We start from the raw sequence: 16,130 nt of genomic DNA on the forward strand, positions 1-16,130 counted from the left end.
CCTGGCAAGGAACGCGACCGGCTTAGCGGGCGACAGTCGTGACCGGCCCGCCGGTGTCGATGGTGTCGTCGGTGGCGATCACGTTGGTGAAGAGACGCCCCAGGACGCTTTGGGCCACCGGAGAGCGGGCCGAGATGATGCCGTTGGTGACGCCTTTGCCGGGCTTGTCGCCCTCGGGGCCGAAGCCTCCGAAGCCCTTGCCGCCCTGAAGCGCCAGAATCGGCAGCTTTTCGAGCTTGGGGCCTGCGAGGGCCGGGGTGGTGGTGAGTGCGAGCCCGAAAAGGGCGAAAACAGCAATCCGTCTCATGAAAACTCTCCTGTCGCGAAATATCTCAGCGGGCCGTTCAACCCCTGCACGCACAATGAGGCACGAGCGCGGAATCAAGATCAAGCCCGCAGCGATCCGCGCGCCGCGGCTTGGCCGATTTCCGCAGGGTTTGCCGCTGGACTGCGCGATCAGGTGCCGAGATCGAGAGACAGGGCGTGGATCTCGCCCATGAGGTCGCGGCCCAACGCATCGTGAACGGCGCGGTGGCGGGCGATCCGGGACAACCCCTCGAATCGCGGCGACCGGATCACCACATGGAAATGGCTCTCGCCCCCCTCCTGATAGCCGGCATGGCCGCGGTGACGTTCGCTTTCGTCGGCAACCTCGAGCCGGCTGGGTTGGAAAACTGCGTGCAAAGCGGCCTCGATCCGATCTGTCCGGGACATTTTTCTGAGCCTCCCCCTACCCTCTTCCGAGGGATTGTCTAAACTCTCACGTCCGAGTCGAAAAGGTGTTCCCAATGACCAAGCCAGACCCCTTCGGATTCGATATGTCGGTATCGTCCGCGAAGAAGAAAAACCCGCGTGGACGGCGGGGCATGACCGGCGAGCAGGAGACCTCGACGCGGTTATGCGAGCACGAAGGATGCAACGAGCCGGGCAAGTTCCGCGCGCCCAAAGCGCCGGACGTGCTGGATGACTATTACTGGTTCTGCAAGGACCATGTGCGCGAGTACAACCTCAAGTGGAACTTCTTCCACGGCAAAACCGAAGCCGAGATGAACGCGCAGGCGACGACCGACAAGGTCTGGGAGCGGCGCACCAAGGACTGGCGCGATCCCGAAACCCGCGCCTGGGCGCGGCTCGGCATCGAGGATCCGCACCAGGTTCTGGGCGAGAACGCCACACGCAATCCCGGCAAGCGGGGCGGCAGCTCCGGACGGCGCCTGCCTCCGACGGAGAAGCGCGCCGCCGAGATCCTCGAGGTCACGGACACGGCGTCGAAGGCGGATGTGCGCAAGGCATACAAGGCTCTTATCAAGGTGTTGCACCCCGATATGAACGGCGGCGACCGCAGCCAGGAAGAACAGCTGCAAGAGGTCGTCTGGGCCTGGGACCAGCTCAAGGACAGCCGGAACTTCAAATAGCAGCAGGATTTCGCTCGGCAAAATCCCGCCCTACGGGAAATCCACAATAGATTTTCCCGGCGATCAGAGCGAGACTGCAGATATTCCGTTCACGTCGGGGGTCAGCAGCCCGGCAGAGTCACACTCACGGAAAACTGGGGTGGCGGTTCCTTGAAGTCAGTCTCACCGCCAGTCATGCGGGGCCACACGCATGGCGCTCCAGAGGAAGGCCGTCCGGAATTACCCGGACGGCCTTTCTGCTTTTACGGTCGCGATGACGGTCAGGTCAGGCGGAGGCCGGCGTGAAGGTCAGCGACACGCCGTTGATGCAGTGCCGCAGACCGGTCGGCGGCGGGCCGTCCTCGAAGATATGTCCGAGATGCGAGCCGCAACGGCGGCAATGGACCTCGGTCCGGGTCATGAAGAAGGACCGGTCGGTCTTGGTCTCAACGTTCGCCTCGTCCACCGGTGCCCAGAAGCTCGGCCAGCCGGTGCCGCTGTCGAATTTCTGCGCCGTGGCATAGAGCGGCAGGTCGCAGCCCTTGCAGAGGAACGTTCCCGGCTCCTTGATGTCGTTCAGGGGCGAGGTGAAGGCCCGCTCGGTCCCCTCCTCCCGCATCACCTTGTATTCGAGATCGGTGAGCATCGCTTTCCATTCGGCGTCGGTACGGGTCACTTCGAACTCTCCTTCGGCAGCGCGGGCCAGCGTCGGGCCGAGACCGAGCGCCGCTGCGGTCGTGGTCATGAAATGGCGTCTGTTCATGGCGTCCTCCTCGGTCGTGTCTATGGTCGGAAGATAGGTGGGCCTGCGGTCACAGGCCACGCAAGCCTGCTGACAATCGCGGCAGCGCGCCGAAACAATCGCCGCGGCGAGGGCGCCCTCTCGGGGGCTTCGGGGACGCCCTCGACGCGCCGGACCGGCGCGACGGCCAGCTCTTACATCGCGGGCAGCATCACGCGGTCGATGACGTGGATCACGCCGTTCGACTGGCGCACATCGGCGATGGTGACATTGGCGACGCGACCCTGCTCGTCGGTGAGCGTGATGCTGTCGCCCGACATCCGCGCGGTCAGCGTGCAGCCGCCGACGGTCGGAACCGGATGGGCGCCGCCGTCATCGGCGATCATGCCCGCGATGGCATCGGACATCGCGTTGGTCGCGACCACGTGGCAGGCGAGGATCTTCGCAAGCTGGTCCTTGTGCGTGTCCATCATCAGCTGCGACAGGCTCTCGTCCGAAATCCGGTCGAAGGCCGCGTCGGTCGGAGCGAAGACAGTGAAGGGGCCCGGGCCCGACAGTGTGTCCACGAGATCGGCCTGCACGACGGCGGCGACGAGGGTTTCGTGATCGGCCGAGTTCATGGCGTTCTCGACGATGGTCTTGCTCGGGAACATGGCGGCGCCGCCGACCATCGGGTTGCCGCCATCGTCCATCTGGGCGGACACGGCGGTTGCGGTCAGAGCGGCGAATGCGACGCTGGCGACAAGGGTTCTGGCAGTCATGTGAAGTCTCCTCCAAGGGTTGGACCCCGGCGCGTCTCGCCGGGATTGCCAACATCCACGGAGGGTTACGGGAGAAAGTTTCCGCCCCGGGCCATCACAGCTCGGTGATCGGACCGGTCATGAGGACCGGGCCGGTCGGCGCGCCGGTGGGCGAACCTCCGGCAGGTTCGGATGAAACGGCCAGCACGCCCCCTTCGAGCAGGGCGCTCAGTTCGGGCGTCAGCACGCGGCGGGCGATCACGCCGGGCTCGCGCGGAACGACGCCCATGGAGATCGGCGCGCCCTCGCCCGCCAGGAGCCACATCTCGTGGTCGCCCCCCTCGGGCGGCGCGCCGTCGTCGCGGCGGATCAGGAACTCGTTGGTCGAGGCCAGGTAGCCGGCATGGATCAGGAGCCCGCCATCCTCGGTCGCGAGATCGGCGATATAGAGCGGACGCTCGGCTTCGGGCGTCAGGAGACCGGTGCTGAAGACGCCCCAGGCCAGGAGCGAGGCGGCCACCGCGCCGCCGAGATAGGGCCAGAGCGATGCGAAGAACCCGCCGCGACGCGTCGGTCCGAAGGCCGCGGCCTCGAGACGCCGCTTGACCGCGGGCGCGGGCGCGACCTCGGGCAGAGCCTCGGCCAGGGTCGCCAGATCGCGCGTCCAGGCGATGACCTCGGCTTCAAGAGCCGGCTCGTCGACCAGGCGACGCTCGAACACCGAAAGCTCCGGCTCGGTCAGAAGGCCCAGCACATACTCGGCCGCCAGCGCGCTGTCGCCGCCGGGCGGAGGGCCTTCGGGTGTCTGGGGATCAAGAGGGGTGTCGTCGCTCATCGCGCCATGCACTCCCTCAGCTGCATCAGGGACCGGCGGAGCCAGGTCCGCACGGTATTGAGCTTGGTGCCGGTGCTTTCGGCGAGCTCGGCATAGCTGATCCCGTCGAGATAGGCGCGGCGGACCATCCTCGCGCGATCCGAGGGCAGCTCGTCGAGGCAGGCCACGATCTGCGCGCTCGTGGAGCGCGCGGCGGCCTGCGCCTCGGGGCCGGGCGCGGGATCGGCCACCAGGTCGGCCGCGTCCAGCGCCTCGCCAGTGGCAGGCTTGCGCCGCCTCCGGCGGTCTATGGCGATGTTGCGCGTCAGCGTGATGAGCCAGGTCATCGGCGAATACCCGTTCGATCGATAAAGGTCGGCGCGGTTCCAGATTCGCAGAAAGGCTTCTTGCAACGCCTCTTCTGCTTCCGCGCGGTCCTTCAAGACACGCAGGCAGATCCCGAAGAGTTTCGCGGAGGTTCGGTCATACAGGTTTGAGAAGGCCTTGCGGTCGCCCATGGCGATCCTGGCCAGCAGGGCCTCAATTTCGTCCTGTGGGGTCATACCTGCCCGCTTGCCCCGAACTTTGCGCGCGAATTGCGCGCTTTCCTCAATTCTGCCGCATCCAGTCGGAACGGACGCCGCGGCTGCGACCATTCCCCGCCCTTCCCCTTGCGGCACGCCGCGATATGTTGCACGGAGACGCGACAGCAGGGAAGACCGAGGACAGCATGGCGGACGGTTCGATGGACATCAACGCAAAACCGACCGAAACCATTTCGGTGCGCGAGACCTTCGGGATCGACGTCGACATGGAGGTTCCGGCCTTTGCCGAGCCGACCGACCGCGTGCCGGATATCGACAAGACCTACCGGTTCGACCCCGATACTACCCTGGCGATCCTCGCGGGCTTTGCCCATAACCGCCGCGTGATGATCCAGGGCTATCACGGCACCGGCAAGTCGACCCATATCGAACAGGTCGCCGCGCGCCTCAACTGGCCCTGCGTCCGGGTCAACCTCGACAGCCATATCAGCCGGATCGACCTCATCGGCAAGGACGCGATCCGTCTTGTCGACGGCAAGCAGACCACGCAGTTCCAGGAGGGCATCCTGCCCTGGGCCTTGCGCAACCCGACCGCCATCGTCTTCGACGAATACGACGCCGGTCGCGCGGACGTGATGTTCGTGATCCAGCGCGTGCTCGAAGTGGACGGCAAGCTGACGCTTCTGGACCAGAACGAGGTGATCCACCCGCACCCCTATTTCCGCATCTTCGCGACCTCGAACACCGTGGGTCTCGGCGATACGACGGGTCTCTATCACGGCACCCAGCAGATCAACCAGGGCCAGATGGACCGCTGGTCGCTGGTCGCGACGCTGAACTACCTCTCGATCGAAGCGGAGGTGGAGATCGTCCTGTCGAAATGCCCGGGCTACGCGACCGACAAGGGCCGCAAGCTTGTCCGGCAGATGGTGACCGTCGCCGATCTCAGCCGCACCGCCTTCATGAATGGCGATCTCTCGACCGTGATGTCGCCCAGAACCGTGATTGCCTGGGCACAGAACGCCGAGATCTTCAACAATGTGGGCTATGCCTTCCGCGTGTCGTTCCTTAACAAGTGTGACGAATTGGAGCGTCAAACGGTTGCGGAGTTCTATCAGAGATGTTTCGACGAGGAACTTCCCGAAAGCGCGGCGAGCGTCAGCCTCGGCTGACCGCGGCGCCTGTGGCGCTGGCTCTCATCCTGGCAGCGACACAAGGCATCTCTCAGGACGGCTCGACCGCGCCCGAGACGCCGACCGCCGTCGCGCCTGAGGCCGCGCCTGCGCCCGAGGCAGCTCCTGCCCCCGACGCGGCCCAAGCTCCGGCGGTGACAACCGAGCCGGCCCCGGCGACAGAGCCCGAAACCGTTCAGGTCGTGCCCGATACCGCACCGCCGGCCGCTGCGGAAACCGCCGCAAATCCGATCCCGTCGCCGACCCCGACCGCGCCGCCGCCGGTGACCGAAGGCACCTCGCCCGCGGCCGTGCCAGCAGCCCGCTGCGCGGCGCTCCTGCAAGGTCTGGCAGATTTCGCCAATGCGACCCCCTACCTCTCGGGCGCCGAGGTTGCACTTCGGGCCGCGGATGTCTTCCGGGGGATCGCGCGCGAGCGGGACGTCCAGCCCGACGCTCTCGAGCGCTACATCGCCTTCGAGGCCCCGGCCTATGCCGATCTCGTCAAGAACTACGTTCTGGGCGACGAGGTCGCGCCCGCGTCTTTCGAGGGCGCGATGGCAGGCTGCGCGTCGCTTCTGAACTGATTTTCGGCGTGGGCTTGAAGCGTCGCTAAGGGGGCTGTCTGCCCCCTCGGCGCATGCGCGCCTCACCCCCGAGCGGTATTTTCGAAAAAGAGAAGCTGAAGGTCTGGGCGCGCGCGATCAGCGCGGAGGCGTCAGGATCTCGGCCTCGGTCACGATGGCGTCGAGCGGTTGGTCGGTCGGCTCGAGCGGCAGGCCCGCGTCTTCCTGTGCGGAGAAGGCGAAGCCCAGCGCCAGGACCGGCCCCCTCGCCCGCAGACCTTCGAGCGTCCGGTCGTAGAAGCCCCCGCCATAGCCGAGCCGCCCGCCCGCGCGGCTGAAGGCCACGAGCGGCACGATCAGGATCTCGGGCGTGATCCAGTCGAGCTTGGCAGGGATGCGCGCGCCGAAGGGCCCATCGATCATCGGCGCGCCGGGCTCCCAGCGCGCGAAGCTCAAGGGCTGACCTGCGGCCTCGATCACCGGGACCGCGACGGGACCGTGCGCCGCGGCTTCTTCCATCGCGGGCACGGGGTCGATCTCGGTCCGGATCGGCATGTAGCCCGCCAGCGGCACGCCGCGATGTCCGGCGAGAAGCTCGGAGAGCTTGCCTGCCGCGCCGGGCGCCTGTCCGTCGAAGGCGGCCTTGCGCCGCGCGAACCCCGCCTTGCGTGCTGCCGCCTTTTGCGCCTCGAGGCTCACAGAAGCACCACCGAGGCGAGGCCCAGGAAGGCGAAGAAGCCCACGACATCGGTGACGGTGGTCACGAAGGTGCCCGAGGCCAGCGCCGGGTCGATGCCGAAACGTTCGAGCAGGATCGGAATGCCGATCCCCGCCAGCGCCGCGGAGACGAGGTTGATGACCATGGCGATGGCGATCACGTAGCCGAGATCCGGCGAGCCGAACCAGAGGATGCCGACGATCCCCATGATCACCGCGAAGGCGCCGCCATTGACGAGGCCCACCATCGCCTCGCGCCGGATCACCCGGAAGGCGTTCGATCCTGTCAGGTCGCGCGTCGCGAGCGCCCGCACCGCGACGGTCAGCGACTGTGTCCCGGCATTGCCGCCCATCGAGGCGACGATGGGCATCAGCACCGCGAGCGCCGTAACCTGCGCGATGGCGCCCTCGAACTGGGCGATCACCAGAGAGGCCAGGATCGCCGTGGCCAGGTTCACCGCGAGCCAGGGGAAGCGCTGGCGGGTGGTCTGCAGGACCGTGTCCGAGAGCGAGCTTTCCTCGCCGACACCGGCGAGGCGGAGGATGTCCTCCTCGGCCTCCTCGTCGAGCACCGCCATGGCGTCGTCGATGGTGATGACGCCGACCAGCCGCTCGGTCTCGTCGACCACGGGGGCGGAGATCAGGTGATACTGGTTGAACGCGTAGGCGACGTCGCCCTCGTAGCGGGTCACCGGGATGATGTGGAAGCTCTCGTCGGTGATCGAGGACAGAAGCACCTCGCGGCGCGACGACATGAGCTTGCCCAGCGCCACCTTGCCGACCGGGCGCAGGCGCGGGTCGACGAGGATGATGTGGTAGAACTGGTCGGGCAGATCCTCGGTCGCACGCATGTAGTCGATGGCTTCGCCGACATTCCAGTGCTCGGGCGCCATCACCACTTCGCGCTGCATGAGGCGTCCGGCGGAGTATTCCGGGTAGGTCAGCGACTGCTGGACGGCGACGCGGTCGCTGTCCTCGAGCACTTCGAGGATCGCTTCCTTCTGCGGATCCTCGAGATCCTCCAGAAGGTCGACCACGTCGTCGGAATCGAGCTCGCGGACCGCCTCGGCCAGGACCTCGGGGTTCAGGATGCCGATGACCTCTTCGCGGATGCCGTCTTCGAGCTCGGTCAGGATCTCGCCGTCGAACTCCTTGTCGTAGAGCTTGATGAGCCGCATCCGGTCGAAGGCGTTCATCTGCTCCAGCATGTCGGCGATGTCGGCCGCATGGAGCGGCTCCATCAGCTCGACGAGCTTTTCGCGGTCCTGCACATCGACCGCGTAGAGGATCGCGGCGATGGTCCGGGGGTCGAGCGCGTAGGCGTCGTCCTCGTCGGTCTCGGGCTCGGGCGCCATGTCGGTCTGCTCTTCGGTCATCTGCCCTGCCCCCAGCTTTTTACCTTGTGCCTTCAGCCGCGGAGATTAGGACGTCGGCTGGGAAAGCAACAGGGGCGGCGCCGATTTCTCCCGACATCGGAGGGACGGGCCGGACACGCCGCGCGGCATGGGGGCAGAACGGATGGGACAGCTTCTTCTGGGCCAGGTGCTGAGCTTTTCGGGCGACCCGTTCGAGGACGGTCTCGCGGCGGCGCGGATCGAGAGCGCGGGCGCGCTTCGGCTCGAGGATGGCCGCATCGCGGAGATCGGGACGCGCGACGACCTGATGGCGCGTCATCCCGGCGACACGGTCACCGATCATATGACCGCTTTGATCCTGCCGGGGTTTGTCGATGCGCATGTGCATTATCCGCAGACGGCGATCATCGCGAGTTGGGGCAAGCGGCTGATCGACTGGCTGAACGGCTACACCTTTCCCGAAGAGACGCGCTTCGCCGATCCCGCCTACGCCTCCGAGATCGCGGGCCGGTATCTCGACCTCGTGCTGGCGGAGGGGACGACCACGGTCTGTTCCTACTGCACCACGCATCCCGGCAGCGTCGATGCGGTCTTCGAGGCGGCCGAGGCGCGCGGCATGCGGGTGCTCGCGGGCAAGACCTGCATGGACCGCAACGGGCCCGAGGCGCTTCTCGACACCGCAGAGCGCGCCTATGACGAAAGCCGCGCGCTTCTGGAGCGCTGGCACGGGCGGGCGCGGCTGTCCTATGTCATCACGCCGCGCTTCTCGCCCACCTCCACAGAAGCGCAGCTCGACGCGCTGGGAGCGCTCTGGGCGGAGCACCCCGATTGCCTGATGCAGACGCATCTCTCCGAGCAGGTGGACGAGATCGCCTGGGTCAGAGGTCTCTTTCCCGAGGCGCGCGATTATCTCGACACTTATGAGCGTCACGGTCTTCTCGGCGCGAACGGGGTCTATGGCCACGCGATCCACCTGGAGCCGCGCGAGCGGGACCGGCTACGCGAAGTCGGCGCGGCGCTTGTGCATTGTCCGACATCGAACACGTTCATCGGCTCGGGGCTCTTTGACATTGGCGGGCTCAAGACCGAGGGGCAGCGCGTGGGGCTCGCAACCGACACCGGCGGCGGGTCGTCCTTTTCGATGTTGCGGACGATGGCAGCGGCCTACGAGATCGGGCAGCTGCGCGGACGGCCCCTGCACGCGGCCGAGCTTTTGTGGCTCGCGACCGAAGGCTCGGCCCGGGCGCTCGGGATCGACGCGCATGTGGGCCGGATGGTCCCGGGACAGGAGGCAGATCTGGTGGTGCTCGACCTGGCGTCCACCCCGGCCATCGCGCAGCGCGCGGAGCGAGCCGAGAGCGTCTGGGATCAGGTCTTCGCGACGATCATGATGGGCGACGATCGCGCGGTCGCCGCGACCTATGTGGCGGGCCGCAAGGTCTGATCAGGAGGCAAGCGCGGCGGCGAGCCGGTTCTGGGTTTCGATCGCGACCGGCAGGTCGAGCGTCGTCAGCACACCGTCGCGGACCACCTGCCGCCCCTCGACGAAGAGATGGCGCACGCGGCGCGGCCCCGCGAGCAGGAGCGCCGCCTTGTCCCAGCTTCCCGCCGCCTCGATCGCGTCGAGCGGCCAGAGCGCGAGATCGGCCCGCGCGCCGACGCCGATCCAGCCGATATCGTCGCGCCCGAGGATCTGCGCCCCGCCCCGGGTCGCAAGCCGCAACGCGGCACGGGCGCTCATCGCGTCCGGACCTTGGCTCACGCGCTGGAGGAGCATCGCCTGGCGCGCCTCGGCCAGAAGGTCGCCGCTGTCGTTCGAGGCCGATCCATCGACACCGATCCCGACCGGGACCCCGGCCTCGACCATCTGCGCGACGGGCGCGATGCCCGATCCGAGACGGCAGTTGGAACAGGGGCAATGCGAGACGCCGGTGAGCGTTCGGGCGAAGAGCGCGATCTCCTCGGCGTCGAGCTTCACGCAATGGGCGTGCCAGACATCGTCGCCGGTCCAGCCCAGCTCTTCGGCATATTGCCCCGGGCGGCAGCCGAACTCGGCCAGCGAATAGGCCACGTCCTCGTCGTTCTCGGCCAGATGGGTGTGGAGCCGCACGCCCTTGTCGCGGGCCAGAAGCGCGGCGTCGCGCATCAGCTCGCGGCTCACCGAGAAAGGCGAACAGGGCGCGACGCCGACGCGCACCATCGCGCCGGGGCGCGGGTCGTGGAAGGTGTCGATGACGCGCAGGCAATCCTCGAGGATCGCGGCCTCGTCTTCGACCAGCGCATCGGGCGGCAGGCCGCCCTTGGACTGGCCGATGGACATCGCACCTCGGGTCGGATGGAAACGGAGCCCGACCTTGGCGGCAGCCTCGATCGTGTCGTCGAGCCGCGCGCCGTTCGGGAAGAGATAGAGGTGATCGGAGCTGGTCGTGCAGCCCGAGAGCGCCAGTTCCGCGAGACCGATCTCGGCCGAGACGCGCATCTCCTCGGGGCCCATGCGCGCCCAGATCGGATAAAGCGTGGTCAGCCAGCCGAAGAGCGCGGCATCCTGCGCGCGCGGGACGGCCCGGGTCAGCGTCTGGAACAGGTGGTGATGGGTATTCACCAGCCCAGGTGTCACGAGACAGCGCGAGGCATCGATCACCTCGCCCGTGGTCTCGAGCCCGGTGCCGATCTCGGCGATGATCCCGTCGCGCAGACGCAGATCGACGCCCGACAGCTCGGACGAGGTCTCGGTCATGCACAGCACGTGGCCGGCATTTCGCAGCAGAATTTCAATCATTTAAGAAACGATACTCAGGAGGTCTTCTGGGTCGTGAGAGTAGGCGAAGCGTAGCTCTCCATCCGCCCCGTGTCAGCCACGCAAATGGGTTAATGCCGCAGCGTGAAGCTCGGGTGTCGCCGCGGCGAGGACCTGCCCGCCCTCATGCACCGTCTGTCCCTGCCAATCGGTCACGATCCCGCCCGCGGCTTCGATCACCGCGATCGGGGCGCAGATGTCATAGGCCTGAAGGCCGGCCTCGATGACGAGGTCCACCTGCCCCATGGCGAGAAGCGCATAGGCGTAGCAGTCGCAGCCGTAGCGGGTGAGGCGCGCGCGAGACGCGACACGCTCGAAGGCCGCGCGCTCCTCGGGCGTTCCGACTTCGGGAAAGGTCGACATCAGGACCGCGGCCTCGAGCGCGGCGCCGGTTCGGGCGCGCAAGCTTCCCCCGCCCCGCGGACCGTTCCAGAGCGCCTGGCCGAAGCCGCCGAGGAAGCGCTCGCCGATATAGGGCTGGTCGATCACGCCGAGGATCGGCCCGCTCGCATCGCAAAGCGCGATCAGCACCCCCCAGGTGGGCGTGCCGGACATGAAACCGCGAGTGCCGTCGATCGGGTCGAGCACCCAGGTCAGGCCACTCTCGCCCGCGCTGCGACCAAACTCCTCGCCCAGGATCGCGTCCTGCGGACGTCGCTCGGCCAGGATGTCGCGCATCGCGCGCTCTGCGGCGCGGTCGGCTGCCGTCACCGGGTCGAACCCCTGCGCGTGCTTGTTGTCGATCTCGAGCGACGTGGTTCGGAAATGGGGAAGGATGGCGGCACGGGCCGCGTCGGCCAGCGCCTGGGCCACACCGGTCAGCTCGGCGTGGAGATCGGAATCGGGAAGCGGCGCGCCCATCTTAGCCCCCTAGGGTAGCGGCATTCTGCCACTGCGCCTATCCCGGTCCGTTTGCGGATTCAACGCCGCCGTCAGGCGACGTCGGACAGCACGCGGGCCAGTTCGAAGAGGCGACGGCGCTGATTCTCGGGGATGGCGTAGTAGGAGCGCACGAGATCCAGCGCTTCCTTGTCACCGAGAAGATCTGCAGGCACCGCCTGCGCGGCGGGCTCGGCCTCGGTCAGTCCTTCGAAGAAGAAGCTCACCGGAACCTGAAGTGCGTCAGAGATGTCCCAGAGCCGCGAGGCGCTGACGCGGTTCGCGCCGGTCTCGTATTTCTGGATCTGCTGAAACTTGATGCCAACACGCTCTGCCAGTTGCTGTTGGGTCATTCCGACGAGCCAACGGCGATGGCGGATTCGCTTGCCGACATGAACGTCCACAGGATGCGTCATTCGATATAGTCCCTAATAGTCATACTTGGTCAGTCTTTAACATTAGAGGTCCAGTCGAACGAAATTCTCGACCGGTCCCCGTATCGAATGCTGTGCACCCCTCCAGCAGGATGGAACCTAGACCGAAGCGACGCGTGCACGCAAGTGTTAGGATACCGTTTGGGTGGTGCAAACAAACCGGTTTCGCTTGGAACGCGATGGTGACGTCGGGTCAACACTCTTCGCGCGGACATGCGCCCGGTTTGACAGAGCGCGCCCGGTTCCGCATGACCGTGGCAGATAATCAGGAGGTCCCATGCGCGCCTACCAGGTCACCGGGTTCGACACCGAGCCCGCCTTTGCCGACATCGCCGTTCCGGAACCGGGGGCTGGCGAGATTCGCCTCAAGATCGCGGCCTGCGGTCTGAATTTCGCCGATCTGCTGATGATCAAGGGCACCTACCAAGCGACACCGGAGCCGCCCTTCACGCTCGGGATGGAGGTCGCGGGGACCATCGACGCGCTCGGCGACGGTGTCGACGGGCTCGAGATCGGCGACCGCGTCGCGGTCTTCGGCGGCTGCGGTGGACTCGCGGAATACGGTGTCTTCGACGCAAAACGCGCGGCAAAGCTGCCTGACGGGATGGATCTGCCGACCGCGGCCGGGTTTCAGATTGCCTATGGCACCAGTCATGTCGCGCTGGATCACCGCGCCCGCCTGCAACCCGGCGAGACGCTTCTGGTCCTCGGTGCCGCGGGCGGCGTCGGACTGACCGCGGTGGAAATCGGCAAGCTGATGGGCGCGACCGTGATCGCCTGCGCCCGGGGCGCCGACAAGCTGGAGGCCGCCAAGGCCGCCGGAGCCGACCACCTGATCGACGCCAAGACCCAGGACATCCGCGCCGAGGTCAAGGCGCTCGGCGGCGCCGACGTGGTCTATGATCCGGTGGGCGGCGAGCAGTTCGAAGCCGCCTTCCGTGCCTGCAAGCCCGAGGCGCGGCTTCTTCCCATCGGCTTTGCCAGCGGCGATGTGCCGCAGATCAAGTCCAACCATCTCCTGGTGAAAAACCTCACCGTGCTCGGCGTTTACTGGGGCGGCTATCTCGAGTTTCGCCCCGAGGTGGTCACCGAGAGCCTCGATCAGCTCTTCGCCTGGCACGAAGCGGGCACCCTGCGCCCGCATCTGAGCCATGTTCTCCCCATCGACGAGGTCGCCGAAGGGCTGGCGCTGCTGCGCGAGCGCCGCTCGACCGGCAAGGTGGTGATCACCCTGTAGCGGCGAGACGCGGCGGGGCGGCGTAGCTCTGACGAAGCAGCTCTGCCATCGCCTGCTGCGGCGCGGGCGCACCCGGTAGCGTATAAAGCGCGATGCCGGTGCGGCCCGGATCGGGCAGCGCTCCGCCATGGGCGACGGGCACGCAATTCGGCGGCAGGTTGCCCTCGATCAGCGCCGCCACCCCGAGATCGGCCGAAATCGCCGCCTCGACGGCGTTGTCGAGCTCGGATTCCACTGCGCGCTCCCATTCCAGGCCTGACTCGTCGAGCACCCGGGTGATCCCGTCGCGGAACACGCAGTTCGAGCAGGAGGCCACCGGCAGCGGGCGGCGCTTCCAGGCCTGCCCGTCCTCGGCACCGACCCAGACCAGCGGCTTTTCGACGATGACCACCGCTTCGCCGTCCGGGCGGTCCTCGGTGGTCAGGATCAGGTCGCATTCGCCGCGGCCGAACATCGCCTTGAGCGCGCGGGTCGGTGCCGAGATCAGCCGCACCCGCATGCGCGGGAAATCGGCGGCGAAGCGCTTCAGCACCTGCGGCACCACCGGGTAGATGATGTCGTTCGGCACGCCGAGGCGCAGCTCGCCCTCGTAATCCTGCGCCGTCAGGCGGCCCCAGGCCTCGTCGTTGATCGCGAGCATCTTGCGCCCGTATTTCAGAAGCTGCTCGCCCGAGGCGGTGAGGCTCACGCCCCGGCCCGAGCGGTCGAGAAGCGACAGGCCGAGCGATTCTTCGAGCCGCTTAAGCTGCATCGAGACCGCCGACTGGGTCAGGTTCAGAAGATTCGCGGCCCGCGTCACGCCGCCGGTTTCCGCAACGGTCACGAAAGAGCGCAGGGCCGTCAGGTCGAAATTTCGCATCCATCAATATCCGTGATGATAAACGTCAAGAACATTCGTTTTACAGAATGCTAGCACGGGCCCATTCTATCACGCAATCGGATTGCTGATCCGCGATCCATCAACTTTCGTGAAAGGAGACCGCCATGTTCACGCTCTCGCTCGCCCGCCCCCGGCAAACGGTCGTCCGCCCGGGCCTCTTTCATCGCCTGTCGGCCTTCTCTGCCCTAGCGCGCCAGCGCCGGGCGCTGGCCCGGCTCGACGACGCGCGGTTGGCCGATATCGGGCTGACCCGCCACGAGGCGCTGACCGAGGCCGCACGCCCCGCCTGGGACGCCCCCGATCACTGGCGCGGCTGAGCTTTGACGTCGATCCGGGCGTCCGGATCGGCTTCCCTGCCTTTCGCGAACGGAAAGCCTTGAAAAACGAAGGACCCGTCCTGATATTCCAAAGGCGATCCGGCCAAAAGCCGGACACCAGCTTATTCGGAGGGATTCATGGCTGAATACAGGACGGTTCGGGCCGGCACCGCAACGGGCGCCCGCTCTGCCCAGATCGACGAGGGCCTGCGCGCCCATATGAACAAGGTCTACGGCACGATGTCCGTAGGCATGCTCATCACCTTTGCAGCCGCATGGGCGCTGTCCGGCATGGCCGTGACGACCGACCCGGCTGCCGGGGCAGTGCAGATCGGCGCCGACCAGTACCTCACCGGTCTCGGACAGGCGCTCTATCTGTCGCCGCTGAAATGGGTGGTGATGTTCGCGCCCCTGCTCTTCGTCTTCGGCTTCTCCGCCGGGATCAACCGCATGTCCGCAGCCACGGCTCAGACCGTGTTCTACGTCTTCGCCGCGGTGATGGGCATCTCGATCAGTTCGATCTTTCTCGTCTTCACCGGCGTGTCGATCGCACAGACCTTCCTCGTGACGGCGATCGCCTTCGCGGGCCTGTCGCTCTGGGGCTACACCACCAAAAAGGATCTGTCGGGCTTCGGCACCTTCCTTCTGATGGGCCTGATCGGCCTCATCGTGGCCTCGATCGTGAACCTGTTCCTCGCCTCCTCGGCGCTGGGCTTCGCGATCTCGGTGATCGGCGTGCTGATCTTCGCGGGTCTGACCGCCTATGACACGCAGTCGATCAAGACCGAGTATATCGAACATGCCCGCCACGGCGACAGCGAGTGGCTCGGCAAGTCGGCGATCCTGGGCGCGCTGCGTCTCTATCTCGATTTCATCAACATGTTCATGTTCCTGCTCCAGTTCATGGGCAATCGCGAGTAACTCTCGCACGGACATGAGACGGATCGGGCCGCCCTTCGGGGCAGCCTTTTTCATGGCGCGTCAGCGAAGCGCGCAGGTCATCCGGACCGCATTGAAGGCGATGCCCCGCGGAAGTTCGACCTGCATCGGCCCCTGACGGACAAAGCCCATCGCGGCATAAAACGGCTCTGCGGTCAGCGTGCTGTAGCACTGCATCTCGCGCACGCCATCGGCCCCCGCCTCTGCCAGGAGAAAACCCACCAACCGCCGCGCCAGCCCCTCGCGCAGGCGACCGGGATCGGTGGCGACATGGCGGATATGGGCGACGCCGGGACTGAGAGCGCCCGACCCCGGCGCCTCGCGCGTCCAGCCACCGGCGGCGAGCGCCTGCCCCGCCTCTTCGATCATGTAGAACTGGCCCGACGCCAGAAGCTGCGGCTGCGCGCGCGCAATGAGCGGCACGGCGGTCACCATCACCGAGGGCGGGTAATCGGCGGCGAGAAGACGCGGATAGTTCTTCTGGTAGAGCGCCTCGACGGCCTCGAGATCCTCGGGGCCAGCGCGACGCAGCACGGGCTCGGTCATGGCGCACCCCCGGAAACGCGACGCGCCGCGCGACCCGGTCCGGATCGCGCGGCGCG

Annotated in this window: 20 protein-coding genes; 7 read left to right on the forward strand and 13 right to left on the reverse strand. The window is 66.8% G+C overall.

Going from position 1 to position 16,130, the window contains the following annotated elements; genetic code table 11:
• Positions 1-22: 22 nt before the first annotated feature.
• A complete protein-coding gene (locus ACFQ4E_RS08120; protein ID WP_386802448.1) occupies positions 23-307 on the reverse strand; it encodes a hypothetical protein in 285 nt (94 codons plus the stop codon).
• A 149-nt stretch (positions 308-456) separates the two neighbouring features.
• On the reverse strand, positions 457-714 hold the full coding sequence (locus ACFQ4E_RS08125) for a BolA family protein (protein WP_386802449.1): 258 nt from the start codon (positions 712-714) through the stop codon (positions 457-459).
• Positions 715-788: 74 nt separating this feature from the next.
• On the opposite strand from ACFQ4E_RS08125, the gene ACFQ4E_RS08130 reads away from it, so the two are divergent.
• Positions 789-1,415 carry a J domain-containing protein gene (locus ACFQ4E_RS08130; RefSeq protein WP_386802450.1) on the forward strand — a complete coding sequence of 209 codons (627 nt, stop codon included), beginning with the start codon at positions 789-791 and terminating at the stop codon, positions 1,413-1,415.
• A gap of 265 nt (positions 1,416-1,680) precedes the next feature.
• Here ACFQ4E_RS08130 and msrB read toward each other — a convergent pair whose 3' ends face one another.
• The 4 genes from msrB to ACFQ4E_RS08150 form a co-directional block, all read right to left on the reverse strand.
• Positions 1,681-2,157 carry a peptide-methionine (R)-S-oxide reductase MsrB gene (msrB, locus tag ACFQ4E_RS08135; RefSeq protein WP_386802451.1) on the reverse strand — a complete coding sequence of 159 codons (477 nt, stop codon included), beginning with the start codon at positions 2,155-2,157 and terminating at the stop codon, positions 1,681-1,683.
• A gap of 173 nt (positions 2,158-2,330) precedes the next feature.
• A complete protein-coding gene (locus tag ACFQ4E_RS08140) occupies positions 2,331-2,897 on the reverse strand; it encodes a fasciclin domain-containing protein (protein WP_386802452.1) in 567 nt (188 codons plus the stop codon).
• A 94-nt stretch (positions 2,898-2,991) separates the two neighbouring features.
• Complete coding sequence (locus ACFQ4E_RS08145; RefSeq protein WP_386802453.1) at positions 2,992-3,711, reverse strand: anti-sigma factor; 720 nt, start codon at positions 3,709-3,711, stop codon at positions 2,992-2,994.
• Entirely contained in the window at positions 3,708-4,253 is a 546-nt protein-coding gene (locus ACFQ4E_RS08150) for a sigma-70 family RNA polymerase sigma factor (protein WP_386802544.1), read from the reverse strand. The genes ACFQ4E_RS08145 and ACFQ4E_RS08150 overlap by 4 nt, the downstream gene beginning before the upstream one ends.
• A gap of 167 nt (positions 4,254-4,420) precedes the next feature.
• Here ACFQ4E_RS08150 and cobS point away from each other — a divergent pair, with 167 nt between their 5' ends.
• Positions 4,421-5,407, forward strand: coding sequence for a cobaltochelatase subunit CobS (cobS, locus tag ACFQ4E_RS08155; RefSeq protein ID WP_386802454.1), 987 nt, complete (start codon positions 4,421-4,423; stop codon positions 5,405-5,407).
• Between the two features lie 11 nt (positions 5,408-5,418).
• Positions 5,419-5,994, forward strand: a complete 576-nt coding sequence (locus ACFQ4E_RS08160) for a hypothetical protein (RefSeq protein ID WP_386802455.1) — start codon at positions 5,419-5,421, stop codon at positions 5,992-5,994.
• A gap of 117 nt (positions 5,995-6,111) precedes the next feature.
• Here ACFQ4E_RS08160 and ACFQ4E_RS08165 read toward each other — a convergent pair whose 3' ends face one another.
• Complete coding sequence (locus ACFQ4E_RS08165) at positions 6,112-6,672, reverse strand: 5-formyltetrahydrofolate cyclo-ligase (protein WP_386802456.1); 561 nt, start codon at positions 6,670-6,672, stop codon at positions 6,112-6,114.
• Positions 6,669-8,066, reverse strand: coding sequence for a magnesium transporter (mgtE, locus tag ACFQ4E_RS08170; protein ID WP_386802457.1), 1,398 nt, complete (start codon positions 8,064-8,066; stop codon positions 6,669-6,671). Before mgtE ends, ACFQ4E_RS08165 begins: the two co-directional genes overlap by 4 nt.
• Before the next feature lie 142 nt (positions 8,067-8,208).
• Here mgtE and guaD point away from each other — a divergent pair, with 142 nt between their 5' ends.
• Positions 8,209-9,489 carry a guanine deaminase gene (gene guaD, locus ACFQ4E_RS08175; RefSeq protein WP_386802458.1) on the forward strand — a complete coding sequence of 427 codons (1,281 nt, stop codon included), beginning with the start codon at positions 8,209-8,211 and terminating at the stop codon, positions 9,487-9,489.
• Here guaD and ACFQ4E_RS08180 read toward each other — a convergent pair whose 3' ends face one another.
• From ACFQ4E_RS08180 to ACFQ4E_RS08190, 3 genes are all read right to left on the reverse strand, one after another.
• A complete protein-coding gene (locus ACFQ4E_RS08180; RefSeq protein WP_386802459.1) occupies positions 9,490-10,824 on the reverse strand; it encodes an 8-oxoguanine deaminase in 1,335 nt (444 codons plus the stop codon).
• Between the two features lie 72 nt (positions 10,825-10,896).
• Positions 10,897-11,703 carry a histidinol-phosphatase gene (gene hisN, locus ACFQ4E_RS08185; protein WP_386802460.1) on the reverse strand — a complete coding sequence of 269 codons (807 nt, stop codon included), beginning with the start codon at positions 11,701-11,703 and terminating at the stop codon, positions 10,897-10,899.
• 71 nt (positions 11,704-11,774) lie between these two features.
• A complete protein-coding gene (locus tag ACFQ4E_RS08190) occupies positions 11,775-12,137 on the reverse strand; it encodes a helix-turn-helix domain-containing protein (RefSeq protein WP_386802461.1) in 363 nt (120 codons plus the stop codon).
• Positions 12,138-12,432: 295 nt separating this feature from the next.
• Between ACFQ4E_RS08190 and ACFQ4E_RS08195 the strand changes: the two genes are divergently transcribed.
• Positions 12,433-13,392 (forward strand): NADPH:quinone oxidoreductase family protein, encoded by a 960-nt coding sequence (locus tag ACFQ4E_RS08195; protein WP_386802462.1) that lies wholly within the window; start codon positions 12,433-12,435, stop codon positions 13,390-13,392.
• Here ACFQ4E_RS08195 and ACFQ4E_RS08200 read toward each other — a convergent pair.
• A complete protein-coding gene (locus ACFQ4E_RS08200) occupies positions 13,382-14,251 on the reverse strand; it encodes a LysR family transcriptional regulator (protein WP_386802463.1) in 870 nt (289 codons plus the stop codon). The genes ACFQ4E_RS08195 and ACFQ4E_RS08200 overlap by 11 nt on opposite strands.
• 125 nt (positions 14,252-14,376) lie before the next feature.
• On the opposite strand from ACFQ4E_RS08200, the gene ACFQ4E_RS08205 reads away from it, so the two are divergent.
• Together ACFQ4E_RS08205 and ACFQ4E_RS08210 are read left to right on the forward strand one after the other, a co-directional pair.
• Positions 14,377-14,589, forward strand: coding sequence for a DUF1127 domain-containing protein (locus tag ACFQ4E_RS08205; RefSeq protein ID WP_386802464.1), 213 nt, complete (start codon positions 14,377-14,379; stop codon positions 14,587-14,589).
• 138 nt (positions 14,590-14,727) lie between these two features.
• Complete coding sequence (locus ACFQ4E_RS08210) at positions 14,728-15,510, forward strand: Bax inhibitor-1/YccA family protein (protein WP_386802465.1); 783 nt, start codon at positions 14,728-14,730, stop codon at positions 15,508-15,510.
• Between the two features lie 60 nt (positions 15,511-15,570).
• Here ACFQ4E_RS08210 and ACFQ4E_RS08215 read toward each other — a convergent pair whose 3' ends face one another.
• Entirely contained in the window at positions 15,571-16,074 is a 504-nt protein-coding gene (locus ACFQ4E_RS08215) for a GNAT family N-acetyltransferase (RefSeq protein WP_386802466.1), read from the reverse strand.
• Positions 16,075-16,130 lie beyond the last annotated feature (56 nt).

The sequence above is a fragment of the Litorisediminicola beolgyonensis genome, assembly GCF_042679605.1.
Taxonomy (GTDB): domain Bacteria; phylum Pseudomonadota; class Alphaproteobacteria; order Rhodobacterales; family Rhodobacteraceae; genus Litorisediminicola; species Litorisediminicola beolgyonensis.

Bases quoted from the DNA above. Each gene is read 5' to 3' on its own strand.
- ACFQ4E_RS08145 (WP_386802453.1), bottom strand. From the start codon at position 3,711: ATGAGCGACGACACCCCTCTTGATCCCCAGACACCCGAAGGCCCTCCG.
- guaD (WP_386802458.1), top strand. From the start codon at position 8,209: ATGGGACAGCTTCTTCTGGGCCAGGTGCTGAGCTTTTCGGGCGACCCG.
- ACFQ4E_RS08150 (WP_386802544.1), bottom strand. From the start codon at position 4,253: ATGACCCCACAGGACGAAATTGAGGCCCTGCTGGCCAGGATCGCCATG.
- ACFQ4E_RS08180 (WP_386802459.1), bottom strand. From the start codon at position 10,824: ATGATTGAAATTCTGCTGCGAAATGCCGGCCACGTGCTGTGCATGACC.
- ACFQ4E_RS08125 (WP_386802449.1), bottom strand. From the start codon at position 714: ATGTCCCGGACAGATCGGATCGAGGCCGCTTTGCACGCAGTTTTCCAA.
- cobS (WP_386802454.1), top strand. From the start codon at position 4,421: ATGGCGGACGGTTCGATGGACATCAACGCAAAACCGACCGAAACCATT.
- hisN (WP_386802460.1), bottom strand. From the start codon at position 11,703: ATGGGCGCGCCGCTTCCCGATTCCGATCTCCACGCCGAGCTGACCGGT.
- ACFQ4E_RS08120 (WP_386802448.1), bottom strand. From the start codon at position 307: ATGAGACGGATTGCTGTTTTCGCCCTTTTCGGGCTCGCACTCACCACC.
- ACFQ4E_RS08210 (WP_386802465.1), top strand. From the start codon at position 14,728: ATGGCTGAATACAGGACGGTTCGGGCCGGCACCGCAACGGGCGCCCGC.
- ACFQ4E_RS08130 (WP_386802450.1), top strand. From the start codon at position 789: ATGACCAAGCCAGACCCCTTCGGATTCGATATGTCGGTATCGTCCGCG.
- ACFQ4E_RS08140 (WP_386802452.1), bottom strand. From the start codon at position 2,897: ATGACTGCCAGAACCCTTGTCGCCAGCGTCGCATTCGCCGCTCTGACC.
- ACFQ4E_RS08190 (WP_386802461.1), bottom strand. From the start codon at position 12,137: ATGACGCATCCTGTGGACGTTCATGTCGGCAAGCGAATCCGCCATCGC.
- ACFQ4E_RS08200 (WP_386802463.1), bottom strand. From the start codon at position 14,251: ATGCGAAATTTCGACCTGACGGCCCTGCGCTCTTTCGTGACCGTTGCG.
- msrB (WP_386802451.1), bottom strand. From the start codon at position 2,157: ATGAACAGACGCCATTTCATGACCACGACCGCAGCGGCGCTCGGTCTC.
- ACFQ4E_RS08195 (WP_386802462.1), top strand. From the start codon at position 12,433: ATGCGCGCCTACCAGGTCACCGGGTTCGACACCGAGCCCGCCTTTGCC.
- ACFQ4E_RS08205 (WP_386802464.1), top strand. From the start codon at position 14,377: ATGTTCACGCTCTCGCTCGCCCGCCCCCGGCAAACGGTCGTCCGCCCG.
- ACFQ4E_RS08215 (WP_386802466.1), bottom strand. From the start codon at position 16,074: ATGACCGAGCCCGTGCTGCGTCGCGCTGGCCCCGAGGATCTCGAGGCC.
- mgtE (WP_386802457.1), bottom strand. From the start codon at position 8,066: ATGACCGAAGAGCAGACCGACATGGCGCCCGAGCCCGAGACCGACGAG.